Genomic DNA, 25,622 nt, shown 5'->3' with positions numbered 1-25,622 from the left:
AGTACAAGTATCGAGTGGCAGAACCGGGCAGGCATGAGTCAGTGGCAATCTTCACGACCGGAATGGTACGCGCTGGCACTGGCCCTCGGCGGTAATCGCCTCGGGCAGTGCCGACAGCGTGTGAGAGACGAGGCTTGCAAGACGCAACGCGTCTTGCTGACCTGCGGCCGTGGCCCGCAGGTACCGCAACGAAGTGAGGACCGGAATCGGGTGGGGGATGTACGTGGGTGGTTTCGGTGCGGTGGCGGTTTTCAATGGAGTCGGCAACAATTCGCAGTAAGCCGATACCGGTTCAAACAGTTTCTCGAATATCAAAATCACTCAAAACAGCAGCACAGCACCGAAATCACCGACGAACGAACTCTCCAAAGCGCGGCCACAAGATGCTACCTCCATGCTGGCGTAGGGCGTATGCCATGACGGCAGTAAAAATCATCAAGGTACTCGGAACGTCCGAGGAATCGTGGGAGGACGCCGCCCGGGAAGCGGTCGAGCAAGCCAGCGAAACTATCGAGAACATCAGCGGTATCGAAGTCGAAGATTGGACGGCGAACGTCGAAAACGGCCAGATTACGGATTACAAGACGACGGTCGAAGTCGCGTTCCCGGTTCGTCACGAATAACGCCAGGGTAGAGCGGGATTACTCGGCAAACGCGCCAGCGACGAGCAGAGGGACGACCAAGGTAGCCTCTGCTTCGACTTGGACGTGGTTTTTCGCATCCTGCTTGATTTTGCCCCACGAAACCGCTTCGTTCGGCGGCGCACCCGACAACGAGCCGTCGCCTTCCATACCGGTGGAAACGTAGATTGCGTAGTCCGCACCGCCGCGGAACAAGTTGGTCATGATGGCGTGGTGTTTCGGAACGCCGCCGCCGAGGACGATGAGACCGGTTTTGTCGGCGAGAAGTCCCTCTTCGATGAGGTTGTCGTAATCGTCCACTATTTCGATGCCGATATCGGAATCGTACCCCTGTCGATAGTAGTAGAGGAAGTTCCCGACTTCCGCGTCGGTGAGGGCGGGACAGAAGACGGGAATATCGTTTTTCGCGGCATTGTAGAGGATAGAATCCTCGTCGTCGAGCGTTTCGCCGAGTTCCCGCGCGAACGCCGTCGGGGTTCGAATCTTCTGGTCGGCGAAAAAGTCCGGGAAGAAATCGTTCAAGTACTCCTCCAACCAAACGTACCGATCGGATGGCACGAAAATGTTTCCGAGGCGGTTGATTCCTCGCTCGCGCATTTTCACCTCATCTACGTCCCATTCGCCCATTTTGAACGGCTTTTCGGTCTTGATAACGTCCTCGGTTATCGACCCGGACGTCGTTATCATCACATCGACGAGGTCTTCGTGAGCGAGGTACGCCAACACCTCGCGAAGCCCCGACGAAACGATATTCGACGTAAACGTCAGATAGATTTTTGCGTCCGCCTCGCGCATCGCTTGGGCAAGTTCGATTGCTTCGTGCAGATGCGTCGCCTGAAATCCGGTCGTTCGATACGACGACAGCATCTCGAAAAAGTCGAACTCGCCGCCGAAGTCGTAACCCTTGACGTCGGGGGTGTCGAGTTCCTCTTCGCTTCCCGGAATCACGTGTTCACGGCTTTCGTCACTCATCCTGTGGATGTCATCGCTGACCGAAGATGAGTGTTTTATATCCCGCTCCGTTTGGTGTGCGTTACCGTTACGGCCACATCGGAAAGTGTCGAACGGGATTCAAAAACGTAACCGCTACAGTTTCACCGCCATCATCACTTCGTCCACGTATTCCTCGTTGATTTTGTAGTGGTCTTCGCGCACCGCCTCGGTTTCCCAGCCGTGGGCTTTGAGGAAATCGATGGCGTTCTGGTTGGTCGATGGGGCACTCTGGTACACCTTTTCGTAGCCGTTCGAACCGGCCCACTCCAATCCGCGTTCGAGCAGGTGGCTTCCGATTCCATGGCCGGTGTACTCGTCCAAGACGCCGACCGTCAACTCCGCGGTGTGGCTGAGTTTGTCCAGTTCCGGCGCGTGGAGGTGTACCCAGCCGACTACGTCGTCGTTCACCGTGGCGACGAAGAACATCCGCGACTCGAGTTCGTTGTGTCGGAGCAGAGCCTCCTGATGATCGATTTCGTCCGCGACGGTTTCGGCGACGATGTAGGTTCCTTCCTCCGCGACCTGCCGAATCGCGCCGACGATACCCGCCAAATCTTCCTGACGGGCGGGACGGATGATGAACTCCGTATCCTCGTCTACGAACTCCTCTTCCGCTCCGGTTTCGAGCGAAACTACGAGTACGCCGTCGTCCTCCGAGAGGTATCCGTCCCGGCGAAGGATGGCGACGTGGTGGCGGAACCCACCCGGATCGATTCCGAGCGACTGCTGTACCTCGTCCGCGTCGGCCGTTCCGTGCTGTTCTACGTATTCGTAGATTCGCTTGCGGTCTTCATGGCCGAACTCTAGTTTCTCGGAGAACTCCATGCACACTGTTACCACTCATCCCTACTTATTATTAACGATGGTTTTGACGGCGTACTGAGATAACAGACCGGGTCGAATTGCGTTATTAGATAGACGTTTGATTGTCGAAGTCAGCAATGAGTCAACCACTCCCTCGAGTCCCGATAGCAATTGCCGACTCCAATCAAAGCCGCACCGTCTGTTTGCGATTACATCGTCGTATCGCGGTTCCGCCACTCGACTATCCGCGAACCTGCATTTCGCGCTACTCACTCTGGCGTTTTCCACGGGGTGTGTCAGCGGGCGCCATCCCAGTCGCGTCGATTCAGTCGCAACGACTTCCCCTATCTCGGAAAACCGAAAGGCAATTCCCGGTTTCCCTGTTACCGACGAGCATGATTTCCATCGCGCTCGCGGGCAAGCCCAACGCCGGGAAGTCTACGTTCTACAAATCTGCGACGCTGGCCGAGGTGGACGTGGCGAACTATCCCTTCACGACCATCGACGCGAATCGCGGCGTGAGCCACGTCCGAACCGACTGTCCCTGCCTCGAACGCGACGAACGATGCGGTAACGAGCACTGCCACGACGGGAAACGCTACGTCCCAATCGAACTGCTCGACGTGGCTGGACTCGTCCCGGGCGCGCACGAAGGCCGCGGACTCGGCAATCAGTTCTTGGACGAACTGACGAACGCCGACGCAATCGTCAACGTCGTTGACGCCTCGGGTGGAACCAACGAGGAGGGCGAACCCGTCGAAATCGGCACCTACGACCCCGTCGAGGAAGTCGATTTCATCGAGGAGGAGATGGACCAGTGGCTCGCGGGCATCATCGAACGCAACTGGGAGGGCGTCGTGCGCCAATCTCGCTCCCCGGGCTTCGACATCGACGAAGCGCTCTCGGAGATGCTGACGGGATTCGGCGCGAGCGAACACGAAGTGGCCGCCAGCCTCCGTGAGCTGGACTACCCCGACGACCCTCAGCAGTGGACTGACGACCATCGCGAAGCGCTCGCCCGCGACATCCGCGCCCGAACCAAGCCCATCATCCTCGTGGCGAACAAAGCCGACATCGCCCCCGAGGAAAATATCGAACGACTCCGCGAGACGGGCAAGCCGGTCATCCCCGCCACCGCGGAGGGCGAACTCGCGCTTCGACAGGGCGTCGAGGCTGGCGTTGTAGACTACGACCCCGGTGACGACGATTTCGAGGTCGTCGGCGACCTGAGCGACCAGCAACGGACCGGACTCGAACGAATCAGGGGCGTCATGCGGGAGTGGGGCGGAACCGGCGTGCAGGAGGCCCTCGACACCGCCGTGTACGACCTGCTCGACCAAATCACGGCCTACCCGGTGCAGAACGAATCGAAGTGGACGGACGGCCAAGGAAACGTCCTCCCCGACGCCTTCCTGCTCCCGAACGGTTCGACCCCGCCAGACCTCGCCTACGCGGTTCACAGCGACATCGGCGACGGCTACCTCCACGCCGTGAACGCGAAGACGAACCGCGACATCAGCGACTCCTACGAGTTGGAAGAAGGCGACGTGATAAAAATCGTCAGCACGGCGAAGTAGGCGCGCTCACATTTTCTCGTCTTCGATACCGACCAGTCGAGCGAAGTTTTCGAACACGCGCTCTCCGTTCACGTCCGAAAACGAGTTAGCGGTTTCTCGCCAACCAAAATCCGCGGCAACTCTCCACCGAAGCGCACCTGTGAACTCCGGATGAAACTGCGTCGTCCACAGTGGTACGTCCCGGTGCCGAGTGGCGAAATGGTCGTTGTGCTCGGTCGAGGCGATAGTTTCCATCCCGCCTCCGGTTTCGACCACATGGTCGCCGTGCACGGCCGGTAGCACCGGCGAAACACCCTCGAAAAGCGGGTCGTCCGCGAGGTCGGCGCGGACGAGTTCGTTGGTCAATCCGCGGTGTTCGACCGACCCGCCAAGCGCGCGATTGACGATTTGATGCCCGAAGCAGACGCCGAGGGTCGGAATCTCGCGTTCGACCAATTCGCGGACGAATTCGATTTGTTCGTCCATCCACGGATACTCATCGCGCTCGTACACCCCCGCCGTGCTTCCAGCGACGACGACGCCGTCCACGCCGAAAATCGACGGTCTCCCACCCTCGTTCGCGTAGTCGTAGACCCGGTGTTCCGGAAGGTAGGATTGGATCTCCCGAACGAAGTAACGAAACTTCGGGTTGACTTCGTTTTCCAGTACGAGCAACATCGACCGACTATCGGGCGGAATCGGTCAAAAAGCTATGGCTCACAACGGAACTTCAGGTGTCGAAAAATTCGACCAGCAGTTCGCTCACTTTCTCCGGTTCGTCGTTTTGCACCCAGTGACTCGCGTTCGGCAATCGTTCGACGCGGAGGTCTGGAACCCACTGCTCCATTCCCTCCGTCAGTTCGACCCTGAGCGCAACGTCTTGTTCGCCCCAAATCAGTAGTGTCGGTGTCTGTACGTCGAAATCGCCCCGACCATCGCCGAACAGCGCCCGTATCTCCTTTCCCGCGCGCTCTCGAAACAGCGCCCGGTAGTAGTTGATGGCGCTCGTCAGTGCGCCCGGTTGTGCTGCGGCCTCGACGTATCGCCGAATGTCGGTTTCATCGAAGGCGTCCGGATTTTCCGCGCCGTCGCGGAGCAGTTCCGCGATTGGAGCGTAGTTACGGACAGAAAGCAGGCGTTCGGGGAGCCACGGCAGTTGAAAGTAGAACACGTACCACGAACGCCGCAGTTGCTCGGGGGTTCGGAGCAGTTCCCGAAACCGCTCGGGATGCGGCGCGTTCAGCGCCGCGAGTTTTTCGACTCGTTCGGTGTGGCGAATGGCAATTTCCCACGCGATAACGCCGCCCCAGTCGTGGCCGACGACGTGGGCGCTTTCTTCCTCGAAGTGGTCGATCAATCCGAGTACGTCGCCGACCAGTTCGTCGAGACCGTACTGTTCGACGCCGTGCGGTTTCTCGGAGGCGTTGTAGCCGCGCAAATCCGGCGCGACGACGCGGTATCCCGCCTCCGTGAGCGCCGGAATCTGCTTTCGCCACGAGTACCAAAATTCCGGAAACCCGTGGAGGAGGACGACCAGCGGCCCCTCACCGGCCTCGACGTAGTGGAGACGAACGCCGTTGACGATTGCGTCGTCGTGGGTTAGTTCGGACATGCGGATACCGACGACGTTTTCGTGGTTAAGCGTTGACGTGTGTGCGTGCCGGAATCGTTTCGCGTTCCGCTCGGCGAGATTCGGCCCAGTCAGTTGTATCTCGATGAGTCAAAGCTATCGTCTGTTATCGAGTGGTTCGATTTCGAATCACCGAACTACGACCCGCTTCCGATTCGGAAAATTGGCGGCGACTGGACGCTCACGGACGGGCACTCCCGCGCATTCGCCGCGTATCTTTCGGGAGCGGACGAACTCCGACTCGTTCGGGATACGGACGACATTTCGGTTCCAACCTACAAACAGTGTCTCTCGTGGTGCGAGGCGGAGGGCATTACCGAAGTTTCGAACCTCGCGGCACGCGTCGTGACGAGTCCGACGTTCGAGGAGGAGTGGATAGAACGGTGTCGGTCGCTCGACCCGTAGTCATTTCAGAATTTGTCCGATGTAATCGTCCATGTCCCGCGCGAGCGAAATCGACCGGGGGCGAGCCCAGAAGTAGTCGTAAACGACGCCCTCGTCCTCGCCGTCCCCCGTGACCGTGTGTCGCCATTGGTCGCGGCGTTCTTCGGCGACGATGTGGAAAAAATGACGACGGTACGCCTTCGGCTTCTCGTGGTGTTGCCACACGTCGGTCTCCAGCGAGCGTATCGACTCGAGCTCCGTCAGACCGCTTTCCTCTTTCAGCTCCCGAACGACCGCTTCGCGCGGCGATTCCCCGTCTTCGATACCCCCTTTCGGAACCTGCACGCCCCCCTCCGGGTCGGGGTGTTCGAACACGAGCAGTTCGGGGACCTCCTCCCTGTCGCGGGTGACGTAGGCGTACGCTTTTTCTTCGGTGAAAGTTGATTCGGTCACGAGTATAATCGTTAGATGAAGGGGAGGGGTGTAAGTGTCTCGGTCAGGATTTCTCTCCGGAAATCGCCTCCGTTTCCCGGTCGTCGCTCGTGATTTCGGTTTCGGGTCACTCGTGCGCGACGAACATACCGGTGTTTTTCGTGACGTGGAAGACGCCGTCCTCAAACCGTTTTTCGAACGCTTTACGTAGGTTTCCGACGGACGATTCGTCTACATCTTCGCGTGAAAGGATATAGGCAATTAATGGGTCAACGTCCGTGACCGCAAGCGAGTCGACGTACTGCCGTCTTTCGACGGCGGAAAACTGTCGTTCGAGTTGTTCACGGCCGTTATCGAGGGTGAACCCTGTCGCGTGCGAAACCGAGGTGTTCAGCGCGGATTCCATAACTTCGAACAGTTCACCGATATGACCATCGCCGTTCGCCGTCGCATAGAGCGTTCCGTCGGGTTTCAGTACGCGACGGAGTTCACGGATGGCGGAATCGCGGTCGGGAACGTGGTACAACATGTGATTCGCAGTCGCGGCGTCGAACGAGTCGTCCTCGAACGGAAGGTTGCTCGCGTCGGCGACGCGGAACGAAAACGTCCCGTCGGCTGGAACGTTCTCGCGGGCTTCGTCTACCATTCCCGGTGAGAAATCCGTTAGCGTGACCGACCAGTTCGCCGGAATGCGTTCAGCGTTCGTTTCCCACAACTCCGCCGGGCCGCACCCCACTACAAGAATTCGCGTTCCTGAATCACATTCGAACTGGTCGAACTGCCACGAGCGAAAATCTCGTTCCGCCGTGCTGTACTCCTCGTGGAGGGAAATTCGAGCGTTCAAGTTCCCGCTGTCTTCGTACTGCTCGGCGACCGCATCGGACGAGTCGGACCAATCAGTCATGAACGGTAGTAATTGATGTCTGGCGAAAAACACTAGGAAAGGGGTCGGAACCAGACCGCCGCGAGCAAAAGCGCGAGGAAGACGTACGACCCGCGAATCAGGAGCATCGTGGCCAGTTCCGGGCCGGTTCGGTGGGCGACGACGCCGATTACCGCGAAGGCTAGTACCGCGAGAACGCTGCTCGGCGGAAACACCTCTGCAACGGCGAAGCCGAGGACGCAGAGCAGGGAGAACGCCATAAGCAAAAACGCCGTCGTCCGGGCGCGTTCGCGCCCGAGAACGACGGCGACGGTGCGCTTCGAGATGGAGCGGTCGTAGTCGTAATCCTGCGCGTCGTCGATGACTTTCACGCCCGATAGGAGGGCGAAGAAGACGCCGGCGAACGCGAGCGCGATTGGCGCGAGCGTTTCCGTCTGCGTGTAGAAACCGCCGAGAATCGCGAGGGCGATGCCGAGCGGGTAGCCCCCCGTCGCGGAGATCGGGTGCATGTCGAGTTGCGGCGCATGAAGGTAGCCGATGAACCACCCGGGAAGCGTGATGAGTGCGGCCCCGATTCCGACCGCGATCCACAGACCGCCGAGGCAGAGCGCGAAAACCGCGGTCGCGCTGGCGAGGAGGAGTTTACATCCCTTTTCCGTGAGAGGGTGATCGTCGTCCTCCCCGCGGATGTAAAAATCGACGTAGCCGTCCTTGACGTGGGCCGTGTAGACCCCGGCGAAGATGGCCGTCATGTGGAGTGCGCCCGTCAAAAGAGAGAACTGTCCGGCGAGCATGCTTCCGAACCACGACGCCGCGATAGGCGGGAGCATGAACACGGGATGTATCTGGGAGATGACGGCGCGGAGGGTGGAAACTGCGCCGGAGCCGTGGCGCGAAATGGGCATGTCAGCAAATCACGGGGGCAAAGAAGATAAAATCTCAGGCCAGTGGAAGTCGTGGTCGAAGGACCATTTGCCGATTACCGAACCGCGTCCGCCGCTTCGCCCATGATTTCCAGCGCTTCCTTGATTTCCTCGACGCCGGTTGCGTAGGAGATTCGGGCGTAACCAGCGCCGTTTTCGCCGAACGCTTCGCCGGGGACGACGACGACGCCACGGGAAAGCACTTCGTCAATCCACCCTTGGGGCACTTTCGGCATGGCGTAAAAGGCACCGGACGGTGTGGGCGTTTCGAGACCGATGTCGGAAAGGCCGTCCAAAAGCACGTCCCTTCGTTCCTCGAACGAGGACACCATTTCCTGGACCGGGTCTTGCGGGCCGGAAAGCGCGCCTTTCGCGGCGAACTGTGCCGGGGCGCTCGCACAGGCTTGAATGTACTGGTGAACTCGGAGCATGCGCTCGATTCTGCGCTCGCTTCCGGCGACCCATCCGAGTCGCCATCCCGTCATCGAGTAGGTTTTCGAGCAGGCGTTGACCACGACGACGTTGTCCGATTCCGCAAATTCCATCGGCGAGTAGTGGTCGCCGTCGAAGACGATGTGTTCGTACACTTCGTCGGTAATGCAGAGTACGTCGTGTTCGTCCGCGATGCGGGCGAACTCGCGGATGTCCTCTTCGGTGGAAACCGCACCGGTCGGATTACCGGGGCTGTTGACGACGAAGGCCGCCGTATCGTCCGTAATCGCATTCTCGACATCCGCGGGATCGAGCGTCAAATCCTCGCGGACGGCGACGGGTTTCGGCGTCCCGCCTGCGATGTGCGTGAGGGCGTCGTAGGCCACGAAACCAGGGTCGGGAAAGATGACTTCCTCGCCCTGGTTCACGTGGGCCTCCATGACGAGGTGGAGGGCTTCGCTCCCGCCAGCAGTGGCGATGACGTTTTCCGGCGGAATGTCGAGACCGTTGTCGCGTTCGTGCTTCGCGCTGATAGCCTCTCGGAGCTCTACAATACCTTTGTTCGAGGTGTAGGCGTCCGTCGCGCCGGATTCGATGGCGTCGAGTGCGGCCTGTCGTGCGTGCGTCGGGGTCGGAAAGTCCGGTTGGCCGATGCCGAGATTGATGGCGTCATCACCCGCGGCTTCGAACACTTTCCGAATCCCGCTTATCGATACGTGTTCGACTCTGTCCGAAAAGCCGGTCATACGCCCGAAACCACGGAGCGGGGGGCGATAATTCTTCTCCTCGGCTACTCTATCTGTGCGCGAAGGGATTCGAGATGGTCGTCAAGCACGGAGAGGGCGGCGTCGGCGTCCATGTAACCGTTTTCGTATTCGGCGTACACTTTGTCCACGTCGCGGAGGAACTGTTCGAGATTTGCGTCGTCTGCGTCAGTCATGAGTGACAGAAAGCGGTTCGAACGCAAAAACGTTCTGTCGAGAAGAACCGCTCCGAAAGAAAGCGCAGATTTTACTAGTCATTCAAAATATAAAATTTAGAACAAAAATATTAATAATTAGTAGTCTAATTTCATACTTGCGAATGTCAAGAAAATTCAATCGGAGATCGGTACTTAAATCAATCGGGACTGTGGCAACCGCCGGAACGGTAACGGCGGCAATGAGCGGTTCTGCGAGCGCGTTTGCCATGGACGAGCGCGTCGAAGTCACGGCGAGTGCGCTGAACACGCGAGAACAGCCCGGCACGGAGTCACCCGTCGTCGCCACCCTGAACAACGGCGAGGTCGGCGAAATCATGAACGGCCCAGTCGACGAAGACGGCTATCGCTGGTGGGGCGTCCACTGGCTCGACCGCAACGTGTGGGGCTGGTCCGTCGAGCGGTACCTTCAGTCTACGAGTAACGGTGGTTCGGACTTCGACTGGCCGATTACGGGTTACATCACGTCGCCGTACGGTGCCCGTCCCGGTCACTACGCGGTTGACTTCGGAGCCAACGGGAATATCGGCGAGCCGATTTACGCGGCCCACGACGGCGTGGTGGACATTCGGAGCTACGAGTCGGGCGGTTGTGGGAATTACCTGAAACTCGGTCACGGAAACGGCTACCAAACGATGTACTGCCACTTGAATAGCTTCAACGTGTCGCAGGGTCAGAGCGTCTCGCGTGGCCAGGTTATCGGCGGCATGGGGGACACCGGGAACTCCACCGGCCCGCACCTTCACTTCACCATCGAACGCAACGGCACGCACCTCTCGATTCCCGGTTCCGACGGCCAAAATGTCACCGCGGGCTACAAGATTCCGAAGGACTATTCCGGCATCTAAAATCGTGCGGTTGCAGGCATCGAAAACGATTAGTTGTTTTTTGAACCGTCGAAATCGGTTGGTTGCGTAGTCGCTGGAATCGGCGGGCAAGACGGTAATTATCGGAATGGACACTACCGCTAGCAGCCAGTAATTCTTCGCGGGTGAGGAGCGATAGCGACGAGCGAGCGGGCCGACGAGCGACCATCGGGAGCGAGGAGTGCTTTTGGTGCAGATTTCACCAGTGAGCGTGCCGTTGGCGCGCTCACGCAGTAAAAGGTGCTATTGGAACATTCGCAGCGGTTTTGCCTGCGAGCTCTCCTCCTGTTCCGCGTCCTGCATGCGCTGTGCGAACTGCTCTTTTTGTTGGCGGATCTCTTCGGCGCGCTCCACAAGGTCGTTCGTGTTCACGTCGATGTCCGCGATCGGAGCGATACCGTCCTTTATCAGGACGCGGGCCGCCGCGGGGTCGGGGAACTGCGGGTCGGACTGAACGATAAGGCCGATTGCGTCGAGTCCGAGTTTGCCCGCGCGGTGCAGGAGCGCACCGGTCGGTCCGCTGACCGCCCCAGTTTCGTTCGGAAAGTCGATTCCGTTGTCGTCCAGCATGTGTCCCGTTTCGCCGGTTGAGACGCCGTACAGTTCGGGAACCGTCCCTGTCTCTTTCTGGTGGGGAAGACCGCTCAGATAGAGTGGCGTCGCGTCTTTCGACTGAATCCACGAGGAAACGCATTTTGCGAACTGCGGCGACCCGTCCGCGGAAACCGGCACGTCGCTTTTGAGCGCGACCAGATTTCGCTCCTCGTCGGCGTACAGTCGAACCGGGGGAAGGAGTTCGCGGTCGTCGCCGTCGTACACCGCGATTTCCGGAATCCCGTCGCAGTCGATACCGGCGTAGTAGGTCATATCGAACTGCTCTACAATGTGGTCGGTAGCGATTTTCCCGACCAGTCCGAGTCCCGGAAGCCCTTCGACCAGCGTCGGCGCGTCGAGTTCGATCTCCTCTGTAACCACGGTAATATTACTCATACATCACGGTTCGGGCGGCTTCAACTTAAAAAGGATGGCGCGGTCAGTTATCGAACCCGTCACGTCGCTCCGAAACCCACAAACACCTCTCGCACGCACTGGCGAGTAATGGACGCACTGGAGCGATACGAACCCATCATCGACGACTTCGAGGCGTTTCGCGCCGCCTGCGAACGCCCGCTCCCGTCGGTCGTTCGGGTGAACGAAATCAAAGCGACCCGCGAGCAGGTGACCGAGGCGTTCGACGCCGAGGGAGTCGAATGGGAATCGCGCGACTGGAACGAGAACGTGCTGAAAATCGACAGCAGTCCCGGAAACACGTGGCCCTCGTTTCACGGCTGGACACACGGACAGGAGGAAGTGTCCTCCATTTCGGCGTTCGCCCTTGACCCGAACCCCGGCGAGCGCGTCCTCGACTCCTGTGCCGCACCGGGAAGCAAGACGACGCAGCTCGCCGCGCTGATGGACGACGACGGTCTCATCGTCGCCAACGACAGCAACCTCGGGCGGCTGTCCGCGCTCCGATTCAACACCGAACGACTCGGCGTCACCTGCGCCGCCGTGACGAATCAGGACGCGCGCAACTTCTCGCTCAAACCGCTCGGCATCGAGACGTTCGACGCCGCGCTCGTGGACGTTCCGTGCTCCTGTGAGGGGACGATTCGAAAGAACCCGACCGCACTGGACGATTGGAGTTTAGACCACATCGAGGGCGTCGCTGGCGTGCAGAAGGGAATCCTTCGGCGGGCAATCCAAGCCACGCGGGAGGGCGGCAGCGTCGTCTACTCCACCTGCACCTTCGCGCCGGAGGAAAACGAGGCCGTTCTGGAGTACGTTCTCAAGCGCGAGGACTGCCGACTAGTCGAGTACGACATCGGCCTCCGATCCGAACCCGGACTCACGGAGTGGCAGGGCGACGACTACGACGACAGTATTCGAAAGGCAAAGCGGTTCTACCCGCACCACAACGACACGGGCGGTTTCTTCTGCGCGAAACTGGAGGTGAACGCATGACCGACGACCAAACAAAAACGAACGACGGCCAGCGATTCGACCGCCTTCCCGCCACTGCCGAGGAGCGAAAAGTCGCCGGACGAGCGACGCGAAAGGAGATTCTCGATTGGTGGCAAGAACGGTTTGGCATCGAACCCGAGACGTTCGAGGGGCACTCCTTCTGGGAAAAAGGGAAGGGTAAAATCTGGATTCTTCGCGGCGACCTCGACTCGCCGGTTCGCATCGAAGCGCTCGGAATGACGTTCCTCCGAACCCGACAGCGACACTGGAAACCGACGACGAACGCGGCCCAGCGACTCGGCGGCCTCGCAAATAAGAACGTCCTCGAACTGGACGAAGAACAAGCGAATCGGTTCGTCCGCGGTGAAGACCAAGAACTCGACTGGGAGGGCGACTGGGGCTATCTCATCGTGAGCCACGAAATCGCAGGCGGTCGGGAACCGTTGGGCGTCGGGTTGTATCTCCACGGCGAACTGCAATCGCTCGTTCCGAAAGGACGACAGCGCGACCTGTAGCGGAGTAATCCGAACGACCGTCAGTTGCTGTGTAGAGCAACCGTTAAGCGGTCGTCGTAGACGGGATGCCAAAGTCGGTTGTCACCGACCGTTTCGCCGAAGGGTTCCGCCGCTTAACCCCTCCCATTCGACTGCGTATTCGAGTTCGGAGAGAACGGCGCTGGCATCTTCGATTCCGAATTCTCGGAGCAGATTTTCGACCGCTGAATACGCCATCCCGTCCTCGATTTCGTCCCGCAGTTCGGCCAGCACCGCGGGACGAATCAGCGTTCGCCCGACTCGGCCGTGTTCCGGAAACGCCTTGTTTTCTATCGCGTCCTCGCTGACGCCGTGGTCGTCCGCGAGGTCGGTCAGCGAAATTACGTCCTCCTCCGGAATCATTTCATCGGGAAGCGACTCTGCACTCTCGGCCACCAGTTCGTCTTCGTAGCGTCTGAGCGCGTCGCGCACGTCCTTGACGCGAATTCGACCGGAATACGGAATCGCGCGGTGGTCGCGGGCCGCGATTTCCTCGCCCACACCGAGGGTTTCGTCTACCGCGACGAGCAGTTCGTCCTCGACGGTGTCGAGTTGCGACAGTTTCTTTTCGACGTACTCGGGCGTCCAGAAGCCCATGATTTCGAAGAAGACGCGGAAATCAGCGTGTCGATAGTCGAACGCAAAGTCGGGAATCATCACTCGCGCGCCCGCTTCAAGCGGTTCCGGTTCGCGCACGAGGTTCCAGTCCAGACCGAGCGCATCGAATCGCGCGGCGAACTCGCGTTCGACGTCGCTGTCGAACGAAACCTCGCCGATTGGTTCGGTTCCCGGTGGCCGAATCGGGTCGGAATCAGAGAGTGCGAGGTCGCGCTCGGTTCCGGAATCGTCGATGGTCGCGGTGAGGCGCCATTCGTCCGCTTTCACTAACGTTCGGAGGAGACGGGCGAACCGCGTTCCGTACCGTCGCGTGGCCCGAAAGAGCGCGTCCGGTCCGGTGACGACGATTTCCCGCCCGCGGTCGGTTTTGCGGATTTCGTACATCAGTCGAAGGCGCTTGACGGCGGAAACGAGCGCCTTCGGGTCGGAGCTCCGAACGCGGAGTTTCGTCGCGTCGAACAGCGCGGTTTGGGCGAGCGAGAGGTTGTACTGGGCGACTAGTTCGTCGGGATTCCAGCGCGAGTCGAAAGAACTCTGTATTTGACGCTCTTCCAAGTCGGCGTACAACGAGTTTTCGATCGCGTTCGGCGTTGCGTCGAGGCGGTCTGCGGCGCGTCGAAGTGCGGTTTCGCGGTCGGAGTCGCGCGCGACTCCGACCGCTTCCGCCTCCTCGAACGCTACGGTTCGAGCGCGCTCGGGGTGAACGGGTGCCCGTGGCTCGAACGTCGATTCTCGTTCGAGCAGTTTGGCGAACCCCCGGACGAGTTTGAAATCCGCAGCGTCGGTTTCGAGGTCGGTGAGAGCCGACTGGAGCTCCGACCGCGATTCGCCGACGTGACCCTGATAGGTACCGAGAACGCGAGCGGCGAGCGGTCGGTGTTCTCGCCCGGCGAACTGCGGATGGTAGCCCCCTCCGGCGCGAGACACCCGGAGCAGGTCTTTCGTAAGCACGATTCGACGTAGACGAGGTGCGTACAAAAGCCGTTGGAATGAGAAGATTCATTCCGCGTGACCTAATGGGGTGGAGTATGCGCAGACGAAAAGCCCTCCAGCAGTTCGGCTTGGTCGCCGCCCTCGCTTCGACTGGCGGTTGCGCCTCCATCCTCGGCGGGGGAAATCAGACGAACGACGACGGCGACAGAGCGCGCTCGGGCGATTTAGAGACGATCGGAATCGACGGCATCACCGAAGGCGAGAGCGGAAATCTCGTCGTCGTCGTCAACATCAAGAACCACGGAGATAGCAAGTCGTCGGCGCCACTCAAGGTATCCGCTACAATCGACGGGACGGTACACGAAAAGACGCCGAAAGTAACCGTTCCGGGCGGTCAGACGAAGGCCGTTCGAATCCCGTTCGAAGTTGAGTACGCGAAGTACGACGAGGCATCGCGGACGAGCATCGACCTCGACTTGCGGTAACTACAGCACCATCCCCGCGACGAGTGCGATGACGATTATTTTTTTGACGATGATAACCGCGATAACGGTCTGTTTCATGGATAGTGACCGCGTCCACGCGACGAATCGACGAAGATAGCCGGGTGAACGGGCGAGTTCTCGCGCGAGCAGTTCGAGTTCCGTTCGGAACGTCTCGGTCACGGAGCCTTCCCCGTCGGTGTATGCGAGGGTGGAAATCGGAACCCAGCCGTGACCGGTGTACCGAACCGGCAGCGAAAGCCCTTCGAGGTGGCCGACCTGTGCGAACTCGAACCCGTGGTCGTTCGTCAGCGATTCGAGTTTGCGCAGGTCTCGGTCGTCCACTCGAAGGCGAGCGTGAGGACGACCTGCGTTTTACTCACGTAAACGTGTTGGACGGTCGCCGTCTCTGTGTTGCCGTCTCGCTCTTTCTGTTTCGTGGTCAGCAGTTCGTACTTTTCGGTCGCGGGGTCGGTGGATGCTCGGGCCATTGTCCTTCGTACTACCGCATATTAGAAGGGGGTTCCCCCGAAAGCCATGTCAGAGGGAGGGGGGTCGCCCCCGTTTGAAAGAAGGAGAAGTCGGGTATTGAGTACTCACAAAATAGTATCAAAACTATATTGACAATAGATAGTATCAAAACAGTACGAACTATTTGCAACGGAGAACGGCGTGAGGGAACGAAAACCGTCCTCAGCGGCGGCGGTTTGCCACCCGAACTTCCGCGGTTTCCGTCGTCACGACTTCGTAGAGAATCGCTCGTCCGTCGCCATCTTTCGGGCGAAGAATTCGTCCGAGTCGTTGGGTAAACTCGCGCTCGCTTCCGCTTCCCGAGAGGACGACGGCGACGTTGGCGTCGGGAACGTCAACCCCCTCGTCCAGCACGTTCGACGTGACGACGCGGGAGAACACCCCTCGCCGGAATCGGTCGAGTACGTCGCGACGCTCCGCCGCGGCGGTTTGGTGCGTAATCGCGGGGATGAGAAATCGCTCCGAAAGTCGGTATACGAGGTCGTTGTGTGCAGTAAACACGATGACGCGGTCGTCGCGGTGCTGGCGCAAAATATCCGCGAGTGCGGTCACTTTTCCCTCGCTGTTCATCATGATGTCTCGCGCGCGCTGTTTTGCAAGCAGCGCTTCGCGGGCTTTCGGGTCGTTTCCGGAGCGTTTGACGAGTTCCAGATAGTCGCTCCCGCTCTGCATCTGGATGCTCGACTGCACGAGATAGTCGGTGAAAATGCCCTGTTCTCGCTCGTATCGCTCGCGTTCCCCCGGCGTGAGTTCGACCGTCAGGCGTTTAACGTCGTATGGGGCGAGAAATTCACCCGCGAGTTCGTCCACGCCGATGTCGAACACTTTCTCTCCGACGAGGTCGGAGACGACTTCGTGTGCGTCGTCGGGGCGCTCGAACGTCGCGGTCAACCCCATCCGCGCCGGTGCCGCGAGAAGGCGCGCGATTTCGCGGTAGCCTTCGCCGCCGAGGTGGTGAACCTCGTCGAAAATCGCGAGGCCGAATCGGTCGCCGATGTCGTCCGCTCGGAGGTAGGCGGAATCGTACGTCGAAACCGTGAGGGCTTCCACGCGCTGTTCGCCGCCGCCGAGTTGCCCGATTGGCACGTCGAACTCGGTTTCGAGGATTCCGCGCCACTGTTCGAGCAAGTCGATGGTCGGAACAACGACGAGCGTCGGCGTCTGACATTCCTGGATTGCTTTGACGCCGATAACCGTCTTTCCGCTTCCGGTAGGGAGTTCGAGCACTCCACGACGGTTCGCGTCGTCCCACGAATCGAGGGCGTCCGCCTGATACTCCCGAAGTTCGTAGGCTGAGAGAAGCGCGGGGAGTTCGGGCAGGTCGAGAACCGAGTCATCCACCGAAACGTCGCGCGAATCGAAATAATCGCAAAGCGTGGCGTAGCGAAACGCGGGGGCACGCCGGGTTTTCGAGCGAGGGTCGGATTCGGTAAACGGCACGTCGAGTTCGGTTTCGACTCGAAGCGTCCCGCCCTCGAACGAGATAGTTACGTCGGCCACACCGAAACTGGGGATTCTGCGGCCTAAAAGGTGCCGAGGCTGGCTTGCAGGCTTCGATTGGTCGCACCCGCTTCGAGTTCGTACCCCACCAAATCGCGCATGTCGGTGGCGTAGGCCGTCCCGCCGCGTTCGAGGACGAGGACGCGCCCTTGCGTCCCGACGACGGTGCCGCTGGCGAGCGTTTCGTGAACCGGGGCGGAGTCCAGTTCGAATCCGTAATCGAAGGTAAAACTGTCGATGGGGTCGAACGCCGAAAGCGCGTCGTTCCACGCGGATTCATCGACGGTTCGGTTGAGGTTGCGAATCTTCGTCGGGACGCGCACGCGGTCGGTGAACCGTTCCGCGATTTCGGCTTCGAGTTGGCGAGCGATTCGCCCATCCTTCACCGTTCGGAGATGGACGGCGCGGTCTGCACCCTGCTCTCGGAGACGAGTTCCGAGTCGCCATTCGCGGGTGACGCCGACTTTGAACGTCGCGAGGGCGAACGCCGCGAGGTAGACGGCGTGAGGTTCGTGGCAGTCCATCTCGTCTTTGAGGCAGGTGCCGGTACAGCGGGCGCAAATCCACGTGGAAGCGTGGGCGTCACAGTAGGGTGCGCCGGGGCGGGTACAGGGAACGTGTACCGACCCATCGAACGTTCCGGCGCAGCGTCGCTGGCCGAGCGTATATTCGAGTTCGGTACCCATTATCAGTTCTTCACGAACGAGGGAATCCGCGTCGCTCACCAACAGGGCGGGCGCGCCATCTCCCGATGCACCGGTATCGTACCCGACGATTTGCACAGATGGAGATTCGTTCCGACGAAGTAAAAGTCGTGTCGTTCGCCGGGAGCGGAATAATGTGCATCTATTGATTTGTTATATATGGTAATTAAAATTGAATAGTGTTGGAATATTTGAATAGAAGAAGAATACTTTAATAACCCGTGTGTTGTAGGAACATAGCGTGCCGGATAGTGACACAGGGGATTCCGGGGAAGACATCGTGGAGGTGAACGTCGGATTCGACGGCGATGAAGGTCGAAAATCGGCGGTAGAGAACTCTGCAGAAGTGGTTCGCGAGTTCGGTTCCCTCGATGTCGTAACCGTTCGAATTCCGCAGTCTGTGTGGACTGAACTGGAGAACCACCCCGAAATCAGGTACGTCGAAGAAAACGGACAAACGGGCAGTTAAATCCCTAAAAATTGACTTCGACCATTCTCCTTTTCGTTAGAGGTTTCTCCGCATACTATTTGATAAATTATTATAGAAACTTATTTAAATATATGCTAAGTTGTACCAAATGGTATGGTAAGGAAAGCCAATGGCGTTTCGCGGCGGAATGTACTCAAACTCACTGGCGGTTCGCTGGCAGCGGCCGGTGCAACTGGTCTCGCATCCGCGGCTCCAACCGACAAGGTGGAGGTTAACGTCGGGTTCAACAGCGAGCGCGGACGGGCACTTGCTCGGAACAGCGCGGACGAGATCGTCCGGGAGTTCAACTCCATCGAAGCGATGACCATCCGAGTGCCGAAGCAGGCGGCAACCGCACTCGAAACAAACCCGAACGTGCGCTACGTCGAAGCGAACGGCACGATGGAAGCCCTCGCGGAAACTCTTCCGTGGGGCGTCGACCGCGTCGATGCGGAGGTCGCCCACTCGAATGGCGACCTCGGTTCCGGTGCCGACGTTGCAATTATCGACACGGGAATCGACGACGACCATCCGGATTTGCAAGACCACCTCGGCTCCGGCGAGGCGTTCGTCTCCTGCGGCAGCGGCGGACTCACCGGAAGCTGTACGTTCTACGGAAACAGCAACTCCTGTAACGTTTCGTGGTCGGACGACAACGACCACGGCACCCACTGCGCCGGTATCGCGGCGGGCGACGACAACACGGAAGGGGTCGTCGGCGTCGCACCGGACGTGACGCTTCACGCCGTCAAAGTGCTGGACTGTGACGGAAGCGGTTCGTTCTCCGATATCGCGGCTGGCGTCGAGTACGTCGCCGACCAAGGCTGGGACGTTGCCAGCATGAGCCTCGGCGGCTCGTCCGGCTCCTCGGCACTCCGCGACGCAATCCAGTACGCCTACGACAACGGTGTCTCGATTGTCGCCGCGGCCGGTAACGACGGTCAGTGTACCGACTGTGTCGGCTACCCTGCCGCCTACCCGGAAACCATCGCGGTCGCGTCCTCGAACGACAGCGACGGACAGTCTTCGTTCTCCAGCCAAGGGCCGGAAGTGGATATCATCGCACCCGGGACGGACATCTACTCGACCGTTCCGAGCGGCTACGACACGTTCTCGGGAACGTCGATGGCCTGCCCGCACGTCGCCGGTGCCGTCGGTCAACTGATTGCGCAGGGCTACTCGGCCCGCGACGCGGAGAGTCAAATTCTGAGTACGGCGGAAGACATCGGCCTGCCGGAAAACGAGCAGGGACAGGGTCTCCTCGACGTGGCCGCTGCGCTCGGCTACGACTCCAGTGACAACTAAGCGGTTGTCGCTCTACTTCATCCATTTTACGCCGTCTCGGTCAGTCGTGACCTATCGTATTCGTGGTAAAGTGACATCTTATATCATTCGAATTTTATATAATATAATTTCTAGATAGAAGGAATTATATTCGGGTATTTTCTCTGTACTACTGATGGTGAAAGAAAACCACACACGACGAAGGGTACTGAAAGCGACGGGTGCATCGGTTATCGCACTCGGTGGCAGTGGTGCCGCCGCCGGACGTGAGGACGTTCGAGAAGTGAACGTCGGATTCGACAGCGCATCCGCACGGCGATTCGCAGTGGAGGCATCGAACGACGTCGTGCGTGAGTTCGATTCGATTAACGCGGTGACGATTCGCGTCCCCGAACAGGCGGTCGCCGCGCTCGAACGTGCGCCAGACGTGAACTACGTCGAAGAGAACAACCGGATGCACGCCCTCGCGGAGACCATGCCGTGGGGCGTCGACCGCATCGACGCCGATGTCGCGCAGACGAACGGCTACACCGGTGCGGGAGCGGACGTGGCGGTCGTCGATACGGGAATCGACGCTGACCACCCCGACCTGCAAGCAAACCTCGGAAACGGAAAAACGTACCACGGGAGTTCGTGGTCGGACGAAAACGGGCACGGAACCCACGTCGCAGGTACGATTGCGGCGGTCAACAACGACTCCGGCGTCGGAAGCATCGCGCCTGGAGCGACCCTCCACGCGGTAAAAGTTCTGAACAGTAACGGAAGCGGGTCGTACTCCGACATCGCGGCGGGCATCGAATGGGCCGCGAATCAGGGTCACGATGTTATCAACTTGAGCCTCGGCGGGAGCAAGTCCGCGACCGTCGAAAGCGCGGTCGAATACGCCTACGGCCAAGGATCACTTCTCGTCGGTGCGGCAGGTGGCTCCGGGCCGTGCAGTGGGAGTTGCGTCGGCTACCCCGCCGCAGAGCCGGAAGTTATCGCGGTCGGTTCGACGAACGAGAACGACGAACTGGCGAGTTTCTCCTCGATCGGCCCGGAAATCGAACTCGCAGGTCCCGGTACGAACGTCTACTCGACCTACTACGACGACACGTACCAGACGCTTTCGGGCACGTCGATGGCGACTGCGCACGTCTCGGGTTCGGCGGCGCAGGTCGCCGCCGTCGGATACTCGAACACGGACGCGCGCCAGCGACTCCGCGACACCGCGGAAGACCTCGGTCTGTCCGGCGACGAGCAGGGATACGGTCTGGTCGATGTAGCGGCCGCGCTCGGCTTGAACTCGGGCGACAACTAACCTTCGGTGCGAACCGCCGATTTCGTTCCACCATTGACACACCTAACTAGAAGGTATTAATTAATAAGTATTCTAGAGAAAAATTTAATAGACACCATTACATTCTTTCACTTGCAATGCAATGCAACAAAGATAGCGTTTCGCGGCGAAATGTCCTCAAGGCAACTGGTGGAGCGGCGGCGGCGATTTCCGTTACTGGTTTTGCGAACGCAAAGCCGGACGATTTGGTGGAAGTTAACGTCGGTGTTAAAAACGCGAGCGGGCGTACGATGGCCCGCGACGCGGCTGATGAAGTCGTTCGTGAGTTCGATTTCGATGCTCTGACGATTCGTGTTCCGAAAAAAACGACGACGGCTTTACAGAAGAACTCGAGCGTACGCTATGTCGAGGAGAACGGCCAGATGCACGCGCTCGCGGACTCAGTCCCGTGGGGCGTCGACCGCGTCGATGCGGAGGTCGCTCACTCGAGCGGCTATACCGGCGCGGGTGCCGACATCGCAATCCTCGACACGGGTATCGACTCCGACCATCCGGACCTCGACAACGTCGGCTACGGGCGCGGATTCGGCTATAGTACGTGGGAAGACGGAAACGGTCACGGCACCCACTGTGCCGGTATCGCGGCGGCCGAAAACGACGGACAAGGTATCAAAGGCGTCGCACCCGACGCGACCCTCCACGCCGGCAAAGTGCTGAGCGACAGCGGCAGCGGTTCGTTCTCAGACATCGCCGCCGGTGTCGAGTGGACCGCGGACCAAGGCTTCGACGTTGCCAGCATGAGCCTCGGCGCCTCGTCCGGTTCTTACACGCTCCAGGACGCCTGTAACTACGCCAACAACAGCGGCGTCTTCGTCGTCGCGGCGGCGGGCAACTCGGGTCCGTGTTCGTACTGCGTCGGCTATCCCGCGGCGTACAGTTCGGTCGTGGCTGTCAGTTCGACCAACTCCAGCGACAACCTGTCCTCGTTCTCCTCGACCGGCCCGGAAGTCGAACTCGCCGCACCCGGCAGCAGTATCTACTCGACGTACCCAGGCGGCGGCTACGACACGCTTTCGGGTACCTCGATGGCCTGCCCGCACGTCGCCGGTGCCGCCGGCGTCCTGATGGCCGCGGGCTACTCCAACTCGGGCGCTCGCAGCCAGCTCAAGAACACGGCGGAGAACATCGGTCTGTCGAGCAACGAATCCGGTTCGGGTCTCCTCGACGTGGCGTCCGCACTCGGTCTCAACTCGACCGACAACTAAGCCGAACCGCTCGGTTTCCGCTTCTCAGCGCCGACGGTCGCTCATTTTACGAGGTATCGCAGCGTGTAACCAGTGTCAATAGATGCCGCCCAGCGTGTTCCGACAGTCCCGATATCCCGCCCGCAGGACGACCCATTTTACCGCCGTCATCTCCCGGCGAAACGGTCAACGTTCCCGGAGGGTTCTCGGGGGAATAAACGCCACGAGCACGGATAAAACAGTGGATGCCGTCGTGCCAGCTGAGGGACAGTACTGCGCGGAAATGTAAAATATTCGCACTATACCTGAAGTCATCAGTTAACAAATAGTTCACGATGCGAACGTAGCAAAAGGTATCGAGTACACGGCCGACCGGGGCTGGGACGTCGGAAGTCTCAGTCTCGGGGACAACCTTTTCGAATCACCGCGTCCAAGAGTGAATCAATGACGCTCGAAAGCGATGTGACGGCGACGCCCGGCGACGGCAACGTCGAGTTCGAACTGACGGTCAGAAACCCCGGTGACGACCCGGTTGACGTTACCTTTCGAAGCGGACTCAAGGCGGATTTCGCCGTCCTCGAAGACGACCGGGAAATCTGGCGCGCGAGCGACGGACGGATGTTCACGCAGGCGCTTCAATCGGAGACGTTCGAATCGGATTCGGAACGGGCGTATTCGGGCGGGTGGCCCGACCCGACACCTGGCTACTACACCGTCGTTGCGACGCTCGATATCATGGAAGCGGACGTCGAAGCGCGAACCGACTTTTCCGTCTGATTGTTTCGCTGTTTCGAACCTGAAAATCACTCCAGCTTATCGTACAACTGTTCTGCTGCCCGTCTGACCGCCTCGTCGCTGCTCTGGGCGGGTTGCCAGCCGAGTGCGGACAGTTTCTCGATGGAGAGGCGCATCTTCGGTACGTCGCCGGTCCAACCGCGGTCGCCGCCGGTGTACTCGTACTCGGGGCCGAGATCCATCACGTCGGCCACGATGTCGGCGATGGCGTTGACCGAGGTGGTCGTTTTCGTGCCGAGGTTGTAGGTGTTCATCGCACCCTCTGCATTTTCAACGACGTAGCGAATCGCCTCGGTACATTCCGTGACGTGCATGTACGACTTCTCTTGGAGTCCGTTGCCGAGAATCGTGAGGAGGCTGGGATTCTCGTCTAACTTCTCCACGAAGTCCGGAACGACGCCAGCGCCGAATCGCGGGCCGACGATGTTCGCGAAGCGGAAGTTCCACACGGTGAAATCGTAGGAGTGTGCGAACGTCGAGAGGAGAGCTTCTTCGGAGAGCTTTGCCGACCCGTAGATGCTGATGGGTTCGAGCGGAGCGTAGTCCTCCGGCGTCGGGCGCGGAGCCTCGCCGTATACGGTCGAAGAAGAGGTAAAGACGAAGTTCGTCACGCCGACCTCGTCCATCCGTTCGAGGATGTTGTACGTCATCTCGCCGTTTTCCTCGAACTGCGGGCGCGGGTCGTCCGTGTTGACGTACTTGTCCGCGGCGGCGAAGTGGAAGACGGCGTCCAATTCGCTCGTGATGACATCGTTAACCTGCGCTTCGTCCGTCAAATCCGCCTGCACGAACTTCGCATCGTCGGGGATGGAGGAACGGATCCCGTTCGAAAGGTCGTCCGCGACGACGACGTCGTTTGCTTCGACGAGGTCTTCGACCATCTGCGAGCCAACGAGTCCGGCACCGCCGGTTACGAGCACTCGCTTACCGGAGAGTTGCATGCTCCGTTCTGCGTGTGTTGCCGGGAAGTGTGTTGCGGTCTTCGGAGCGGTCGGCGTGACGGAGGTTCGTCTCTGATACGATTTGTGGCCACCTTTCAGCAGATACAAATAATGTTTATATTTAATGAGCGTATTCGGAAATTCGATGCCAGGTGAGACTTACGGCTTGCTGAGCTTACTTCCGGCGCTGATCGCCATCGTATTGACGTTAGTGTCGCGGCAGGCGTTGCTTTCGTTGTTCGCCGGAATTTGGCTCGGCGCGACGATTCTCGTCGGATGGAATCCCGTTGCAGGCGCGGCGCGCAGCTTGGAGTTCATCGTCGCGAACGTTACCGCTACGTTCAACGTCAAACTGCTCCTGTTCACGTTCCTCATCGGTGCGATGCTCGGGATGATATTCCTCTCCGGAGGGATGAAGTCGGTCGCGGACGCCATCGTCAGCCGAGTTCGGACAAGCAGGCAGGCGCAACTCGGCACCTCGATTTTGGGAATGACCATCTTTTTCGATTCATACGCCAGCACGATGATTTCGGGGTCGGTGATGCGCCCCGTGACCGACCGCTTCGACGTGAGCAGGGAGAAGTTAGCGTACATACTCGATTCGACGACCGCGCCGACGGCGAGCATCGCGGTCGTATCGACGTGGTTGGGTTTCGAAGTCGGTCTCATCTCACAGCAATTCCAATCGCTCGGAATCGAGCGAAACGCATTCGTCGTGTTCATCCAGTCCATTCCGTTCCGTTTCTACAGCCTGTTCGCGCTGGCGCTCGTGTTCGTCGTCGTTCTCACGGACTGGGATTTTGGTCCCATGCAAACCGCCGAGCGTCGCGCCCGCGACGAGGGAAAGTTGCTCCGCGACGACGCCAACCCCATGATGGAAACGCAAGCGAGTGACATCGAAACGCCCGAGCACGTGAACCCACGGTGGTGGTATTTCGTCTCGCCCATCGTCGTCCTCGTCTTCGTCACCGTCTTCGGTCTCTGGTTTTCCGGCGGCGGTATCGAAAAAACCGCGACCGCCCTGGCCAGTTCGGAGGGAATCGACCAAATTTCGGCGATACTCTCCGCGTTCAGCGATTCGTTGAAGGATGCGGATACCGCCAACGCTATCCTCTGGGCATCGTTCGCGGGATGCGGGACGATCCTCACCATCCTCGTCGGACACGCTCGAATCGAACTCGACAAGGTCAGCGACTCCATCTTCGAGGGGTTCAAAATGGTGATGTTCCCGGTCGCTATCCTCTCGCTGGCGTGGAGCATCGGTTCCGTCAGCGAACAGTTGGGCGTCGGCCCGTACATCGTCAGCGTCACCGAGGGAATCATCACCCCCGAACTACTGCCCGCGGTCGTCTTCCTGAGCGCCGCCGTTATCAGCTTCTGTATCGGAACGTCGTGGGGAACGATGGGGATACTGTTTCCCGTCGCCGTGCCGCTCGCGCATACCATCGGGTCACCGATTGCGCTGGCCATCGGAGCCATCCTCACGGGTTCGCTGTTCGGTGACCACTGTTCTCCTATCAGCGACACGACCGTTATGTCGAGCATGTTCGCCGCCAGCGACCACGTCGATCACGTCAACACGCAGATTCCGTACGCGATACTGGCCGCGGCACTTGCGACGCTGGCGTTCCTCGTTAGCGGCTACACCGGCCTGCCGGTCGGGATTACCCTCGCACTCGGCGTCGTGATGCTGGTCGGGGCGACGTACTTCCTTTCAGAACACGTCGGAATAACGGACGGAATCGGGGTCGCGGAAGCGTTCGAATAGGATTCGAAACTCCC

Annotated in this window: 30 protein-coding genes; 13 read left to right on the top strand and 17 right to left on the bottom strand. The window is 59.6% G+C overall.

Features of this window, described 5'->3' with window-relative positions; genetic code table 11:
- Window positions 1-51 precede the first annotated feature (51 nt).
- Window positions 52-267, bottom strand: coding sequence for a hypothetical protein (locus tag LIX15_RS20295; protein WP_227775387.1), 216 nt, complete (start codon window positions 265-267; stop codon window positions 52-54).
- A 149-nt stretch (window positions 268-416) separates the two neighbouring features.
- On the opposite strand from LIX15_RS20295, the gene LIX15_RS20290 reads away from it, so the two are divergent.
- Complete coding sequence (locus LIX15_RS20290; RefSeq protein ID WP_227775386.1) at window positions 417-623, top strand: dodecin family protein; 207 nt, start codon at window positions 417-419, stop codon at window positions 621-623.
- A gap of 18 nt (window positions 624-641) precedes the next feature.
- Here the strand turns inward: LIX15_RS20290 and LIX15_RS20285 are convergent, their stop codons facing one another.
- Together LIX15_RS20285 and LIX15_RS20280 are read right to left on the bottom strand one after the other, a co-directional pair.
- Window positions 642-1,613 carry a deoxyhypusine synthase gene (locus LIX15_RS20285; RefSeq protein ID WP_227775385.1) on the bottom strand — a complete coding sequence of 324 codons (972 nt, stop codon included), beginning with the start codon at window positions 1,611-1,613 and terminating at the stop codon, window positions 642-644.
- Between the two features lie 114 nt (window positions 1,614-1,727).
- Window positions 1,728-2,459, bottom strand: coding sequence for a GNAT family N-acetyltransferase (locus LIX15_RS20280; protein ID WP_227775384.1), 732 nt, complete (start codon window positions 2,457-2,459; stop codon window positions 1,728-1,730).
- 374 nt (window positions 2,460-2,833) lie between these two features.
- On the opposite strand from LIX15_RS20280, the gene LIX15_RS20275 reads away from it, so the two are divergent.
- A complete protein-coding gene (locus LIX15_RS20275; RefSeq protein ID WP_227775383.1) occupies window positions 2,834-4,015 on the top strand; it encodes a redox-regulated ATPase YchF in 1,182 nt (393 codons plus the stop codon).
- A 6-nt stretch (window positions 4,016-4,021) separates the two neighbouring features.
- Here LIX15_RS20275 and LIX15_RS20270 read toward each other — a convergent pair whose 3' ends face one another.
- Both LIX15_RS20270 and LIX15_RS20265 read right to left on the bottom strand, forming a co-directional pair.
- Window positions 4,022-4,672, bottom strand: coding sequence for a type 1 glutamine amidotransferase (locus LIX15_RS20270; RefSeq protein ID WP_227775382.1), 651 nt, complete (start codon window positions 4,670-4,672; stop codon window positions 4,022-4,024).
- 52 nt (window positions 4,673-4,724) lie between these two features.
- Window positions 4,725-5,606 (bottom strand): alpha/beta fold hydrolase, encoded by an 882-nt coding sequence (locus LIX15_RS20265; protein WP_227775381.1) that lies wholly within the window; start codon window positions 5,604-5,606, stop codon window positions 4,725-4,727.
- 45 nt (window positions 5,607-5,651) lie between these two features.
- On the opposite strand from LIX15_RS20265, the gene LIX15_RS20260 reads away from it, so the two are divergent.
- Window positions 5,652-6,029, top strand: a complete 378-nt coding sequence (locus LIX15_RS20260; RefSeq protein ID WP_227775380.1) for a hypothetical protein — start codon at window positions 5,652-5,654, stop codon at window positions 6,027-6,029.
- Here LIX15_RS20260 and LIX15_RS20255 read toward each other — a convergent pair whose 3' ends face one another.
- From LIX15_RS20255 to LIX15_RS20235, 5 genes are all read right to left on the bottom strand, one after another.
- Window positions 6,030-6,461, bottom strand: coding sequence for an NUDIX hydrolase (locus LIX15_RS20255; protein WP_227775379.1), 432 nt, complete (start codon window positions 6,459-6,461; stop codon window positions 6,030-6,032).
- Window positions 6,462-6,567: 106 nt separating this feature from the next.
- Window positions 6,568-7,344 carry a class I SAM-dependent methyltransferase gene (locus LIX15_RS20250; protein ID WP_227775378.1) on the bottom strand — a complete coding sequence of 259 codons (777 nt, stop codon included), beginning with the start codon at window positions 7,342-7,344 and terminating at the stop codon, window positions 6,568-6,570.
- A gap of 32 nt (window positions 7,345-7,376) precedes the next feature.
- Window positions 7,377-8,228 carry a UbiA family prenyltransferase gene (locus tag LIX15_RS20245; protein WP_227775377.1) on the bottom strand — a complete coding sequence of 284 codons (852 nt, stop codon included), beginning with the start codon at window positions 8,226-8,228 and terminating at the stop codon, window positions 7,377-7,379.
- A gap of 74 nt (window positions 8,229-8,302) precedes the next feature.
- The gene (locus tag LIX15_RS20240; RefSeq protein WP_227775376.1) at window positions 8,303-9,424 is read right to left on the bottom strand and encodes a pyridoxal phosphate-dependent aminotransferase; all 1,122 of its coding nucleotides are present in this window, start codon (window positions 9,422-9,424) and stop codon (window positions 8,303-8,305) included.
- Between the two features lie 44 nt (window positions 9,425-9,468).
- Complete coding sequence (locus LIX15_RS20235) at window positions 9,469-9,618, bottom strand: hypothetical protein (RefSeq protein ID WP_227775375.1); 150 nt, start codon at window positions 9,616-9,618, stop codon at window positions 9,469-9,471.
- 191 nt (window positions 9,619-9,809) lie between these two features.
- Between LIX15_RS20235 and LIX15_RS20230 the strand changes: the two genes are divergently transcribed.
- Window positions 9,810-10,505, top strand: coding sequence for a peptidoglycan DD-metalloendopeptidase family protein (locus tag LIX15_RS20230; RefSeq protein ID WP_227775374.1), 696 nt, complete (start codon window positions 9,810-9,812; stop codon window positions 10,503-10,505).
- 261 nt (window positions 10,506-10,766) lie between these two features.
- Here the strand turns inward: LIX15_RS20230 and LIX15_RS20225 are convergent, their stop codons facing one another.
- Window positions 10,767-11,513 (bottom strand): proteasome assembly chaperone family protein, encoded by a 747-nt coding sequence (locus LIX15_RS20225; RefSeq protein WP_227775373.1) that lies wholly within the window; start codon window positions 11,511-11,513, stop codon window positions 10,767-10,769.
- Between the two features lie 108 nt (window positions 11,514-11,621).
- On the opposite strand from LIX15_RS20225, the gene LIX15_RS20220 reads away from it, so the two are divergent.
- Window positions 11,622-12,527: an RsmB/NOP family class I SAM-dependent RNA methyltransferase gene (locus LIX15_RS20220; RefSeq protein ID WP_227775372.1), complete on the top strand. Its 906-nt coding sequence runs from the start codon at window positions 11,622-11,624 to the stop codon at window positions 12,525-12,527.
- Entirely contained in the window at window positions 12,524-13,042 is a 519-nt protein-coding gene (locus LIX15_RS20215; protein WP_227775371.1) for a DUF7122 family protein, read from the top strand. Before LIX15_RS20220 ends, LIX15_RS20215 begins: the two co-directional genes overlap by 4 nt.
- A gap of 81 nt (window positions 13,043-13,123) precedes the next feature.
- Here the strand turns inward: LIX15_RS20215 and LIX15_RS20210 are convergent, their stop codons facing one another.
- Window positions 13,124-14,629 (bottom strand): DUF790 family protein, encoded by a 1,506-nt coding sequence (locus tag LIX15_RS20210; RefSeq protein ID WP_227775370.1) that lies wholly within the window; start codon window positions 14,627-14,629, stop codon window positions 13,124-13,126.
- A gap of 77 nt (window positions 14,630-14,706) precedes the next feature.
- Here LIX15_RS20210 and LIX15_RS20205 point away from each other — a divergent pair, with 77 nt between their 5' ends.
- Entirely contained in the window at window positions 14,707-15,096 is a 390-nt protein-coding gene (locus tag LIX15_RS20205) for a hypothetical protein (RefSeq protein ID WP_227775369.1), read from the top strand.
- Here LIX15_RS20205 and LIX15_RS20200 read toward each other — a convergent pair whose 3' ends face one another.
- The 4 genes from LIX15_RS20200 to LIX15_RS20185 form a co-directional block, all read right to left on the bottom strand.
- Window positions 15,097-15,438 (bottom strand): hypothetical protein, encoded by a 342-nt coding sequence (locus tag LIX15_RS20200; RefSeq protein ID WP_227775368.1) that lies wholly within the window; start codon window positions 15,436-15,438, stop codon window positions 15,097-15,099.
- Complete coding sequence (locus LIX15_RS20195) at window positions 15,402-15,584, bottom strand: hypothetical protein (protein ID WP_227775367.1); 183 nt, start codon at window positions 15,582-15,584, stop codon at window positions 15,402-15,404. Before LIX15_RS20195 ends, LIX15_RS20200 begins: the two co-directional genes overlap by 37 nt.
- 202 nt (window positions 15,585-15,786) lie before the next feature.
- Window positions 15,787-17,124 (bottom strand): DEAD/DEAH box helicase, encoded by a 1,338-nt coding sequence (locus LIX15_RS20190; protein WP_227775366.1) that lies wholly within the window; start codon window positions 17,122-17,124, stop codon window positions 15,787-15,789.
- 23 nt (window positions 17,125-17,147) lie between these two features.
- A complete protein-coding gene (locus LIX15_RS20185; RefSeq protein ID WP_227775365.1) occupies window positions 17,148-17,906 on the bottom strand; it encodes a DUF2797 domain-containing protein in 759 nt (252 codons plus the stop codon).
- A 163-nt stretch (window positions 17,907-18,069) separates the two neighbouring features.
- Here LIX15_RS20185 and LIX15_RS20180 point away from each other — a divergent pair, with 163 nt between their 5' ends.
- The 5 genes from LIX15_RS20180 to LIX15_RS20160 all read left to right on the top strand — a co-directional run bounded on the left by LIX15_RS20180 (window position 18,070) and on the right by LIX15_RS20160 (window position 22,881).
- Complete coding sequence (locus tag LIX15_RS20180) at window positions 18,070-18,297, top strand: hypothetical protein (protein ID WP_227775364.1); 228 nt, start codon at window positions 18,070-18,072, stop codon at window positions 18,295-18,297.
- Between the two features lie 114 nt (window positions 18,298-18,411).
- Window positions 18,412-19,602, top strand: coding sequence for a S8 family peptidase (locus tag LIX15_RS20175; protein ID WP_227775363.1), 1,191 nt, complete (start codon window positions 18,412-18,414; stop codon window positions 19,600-19,602).
- 154 nt (window positions 19,603-19,756) lie between these two features.
- The gene (locus LIX15_RS20170; RefSeq protein ID WP_227775362.1) at window positions 19,757-20,881 is read left to right on the top strand and encodes a S8 family peptidase; all 1,125 of its coding nucleotides are present in this window, start codon (window positions 19,757-19,759) and stop codon (window positions 20,879-20,881) included.
- Window positions 20,882-20,997: 116 nt separating this feature from the next.
- Window positions 20,998-22,125, top strand: coding sequence for a S8 family peptidase (locus tag LIX15_RS20165; RefSeq protein WP_227775361.1), 1,128 nt, complete (start codon window positions 20,998-21,000; stop codon window positions 22,123-22,125).
- Window positions 22,126-22,548: 423 nt separating this feature from the next.
- Window positions 22,549-22,881, top strand: coding sequence for a BsuPI-related putative proteinase inhibitor (locus LIX15_RS20160; RefSeq protein WP_227775360.1), 333 nt, complete (start codon window positions 22,549-22,551; stop codon window positions 22,879-22,881).
- Between the two features lie 26 nt (window positions 22,882-22,907).
- On the opposite strand, the gene LIX15_RS20155 is transcribed toward LIX15_RS20160, so the two are convergent.
- Window positions 22,908-23,840: an NAD-dependent epimerase/dehydratase family protein gene (locus LIX15_RS20155; RefSeq protein ID WP_227775359.1), complete on the bottom strand. Its 933-nt coding sequence runs from the start codon at window positions 23,838-23,840 to the stop codon at window positions 22,908-22,910.
- A gap of 145 nt (window positions 23,841-23,985) precedes the next feature.
- Here LIX15_RS20155 and LIX15_RS20150 point away from each other — a divergent pair, with 145 nt between their 5' ends.
- On the top strand, window positions 23,986-25,608 hold the full coding sequence (locus LIX15_RS20150; RefSeq protein WP_227775358.1) for a Na+/H+ antiporter NhaC family protein: 1,623 nt from the start codon (window positions 23,986-23,988) through the stop codon (window positions 25,606-25,608).
- Window positions 25,609-25,622 lie beyond the last annotated feature (14 nt).

Source organism: Haladaptatus pallidirubidus (assembly GCF_020700235.1).
Lineage (GTDB): Archaea > Halobacteriota > Halobacteria > Halobacteriales > Haladaptataceae > Haladaptatus > Haladaptatus pallidirubidus.
The sequence above is the reverse complement of the archived record's forward strand: the minus strand, read 5'-3'. Positions and strand labels throughout refer to the sequence as shown.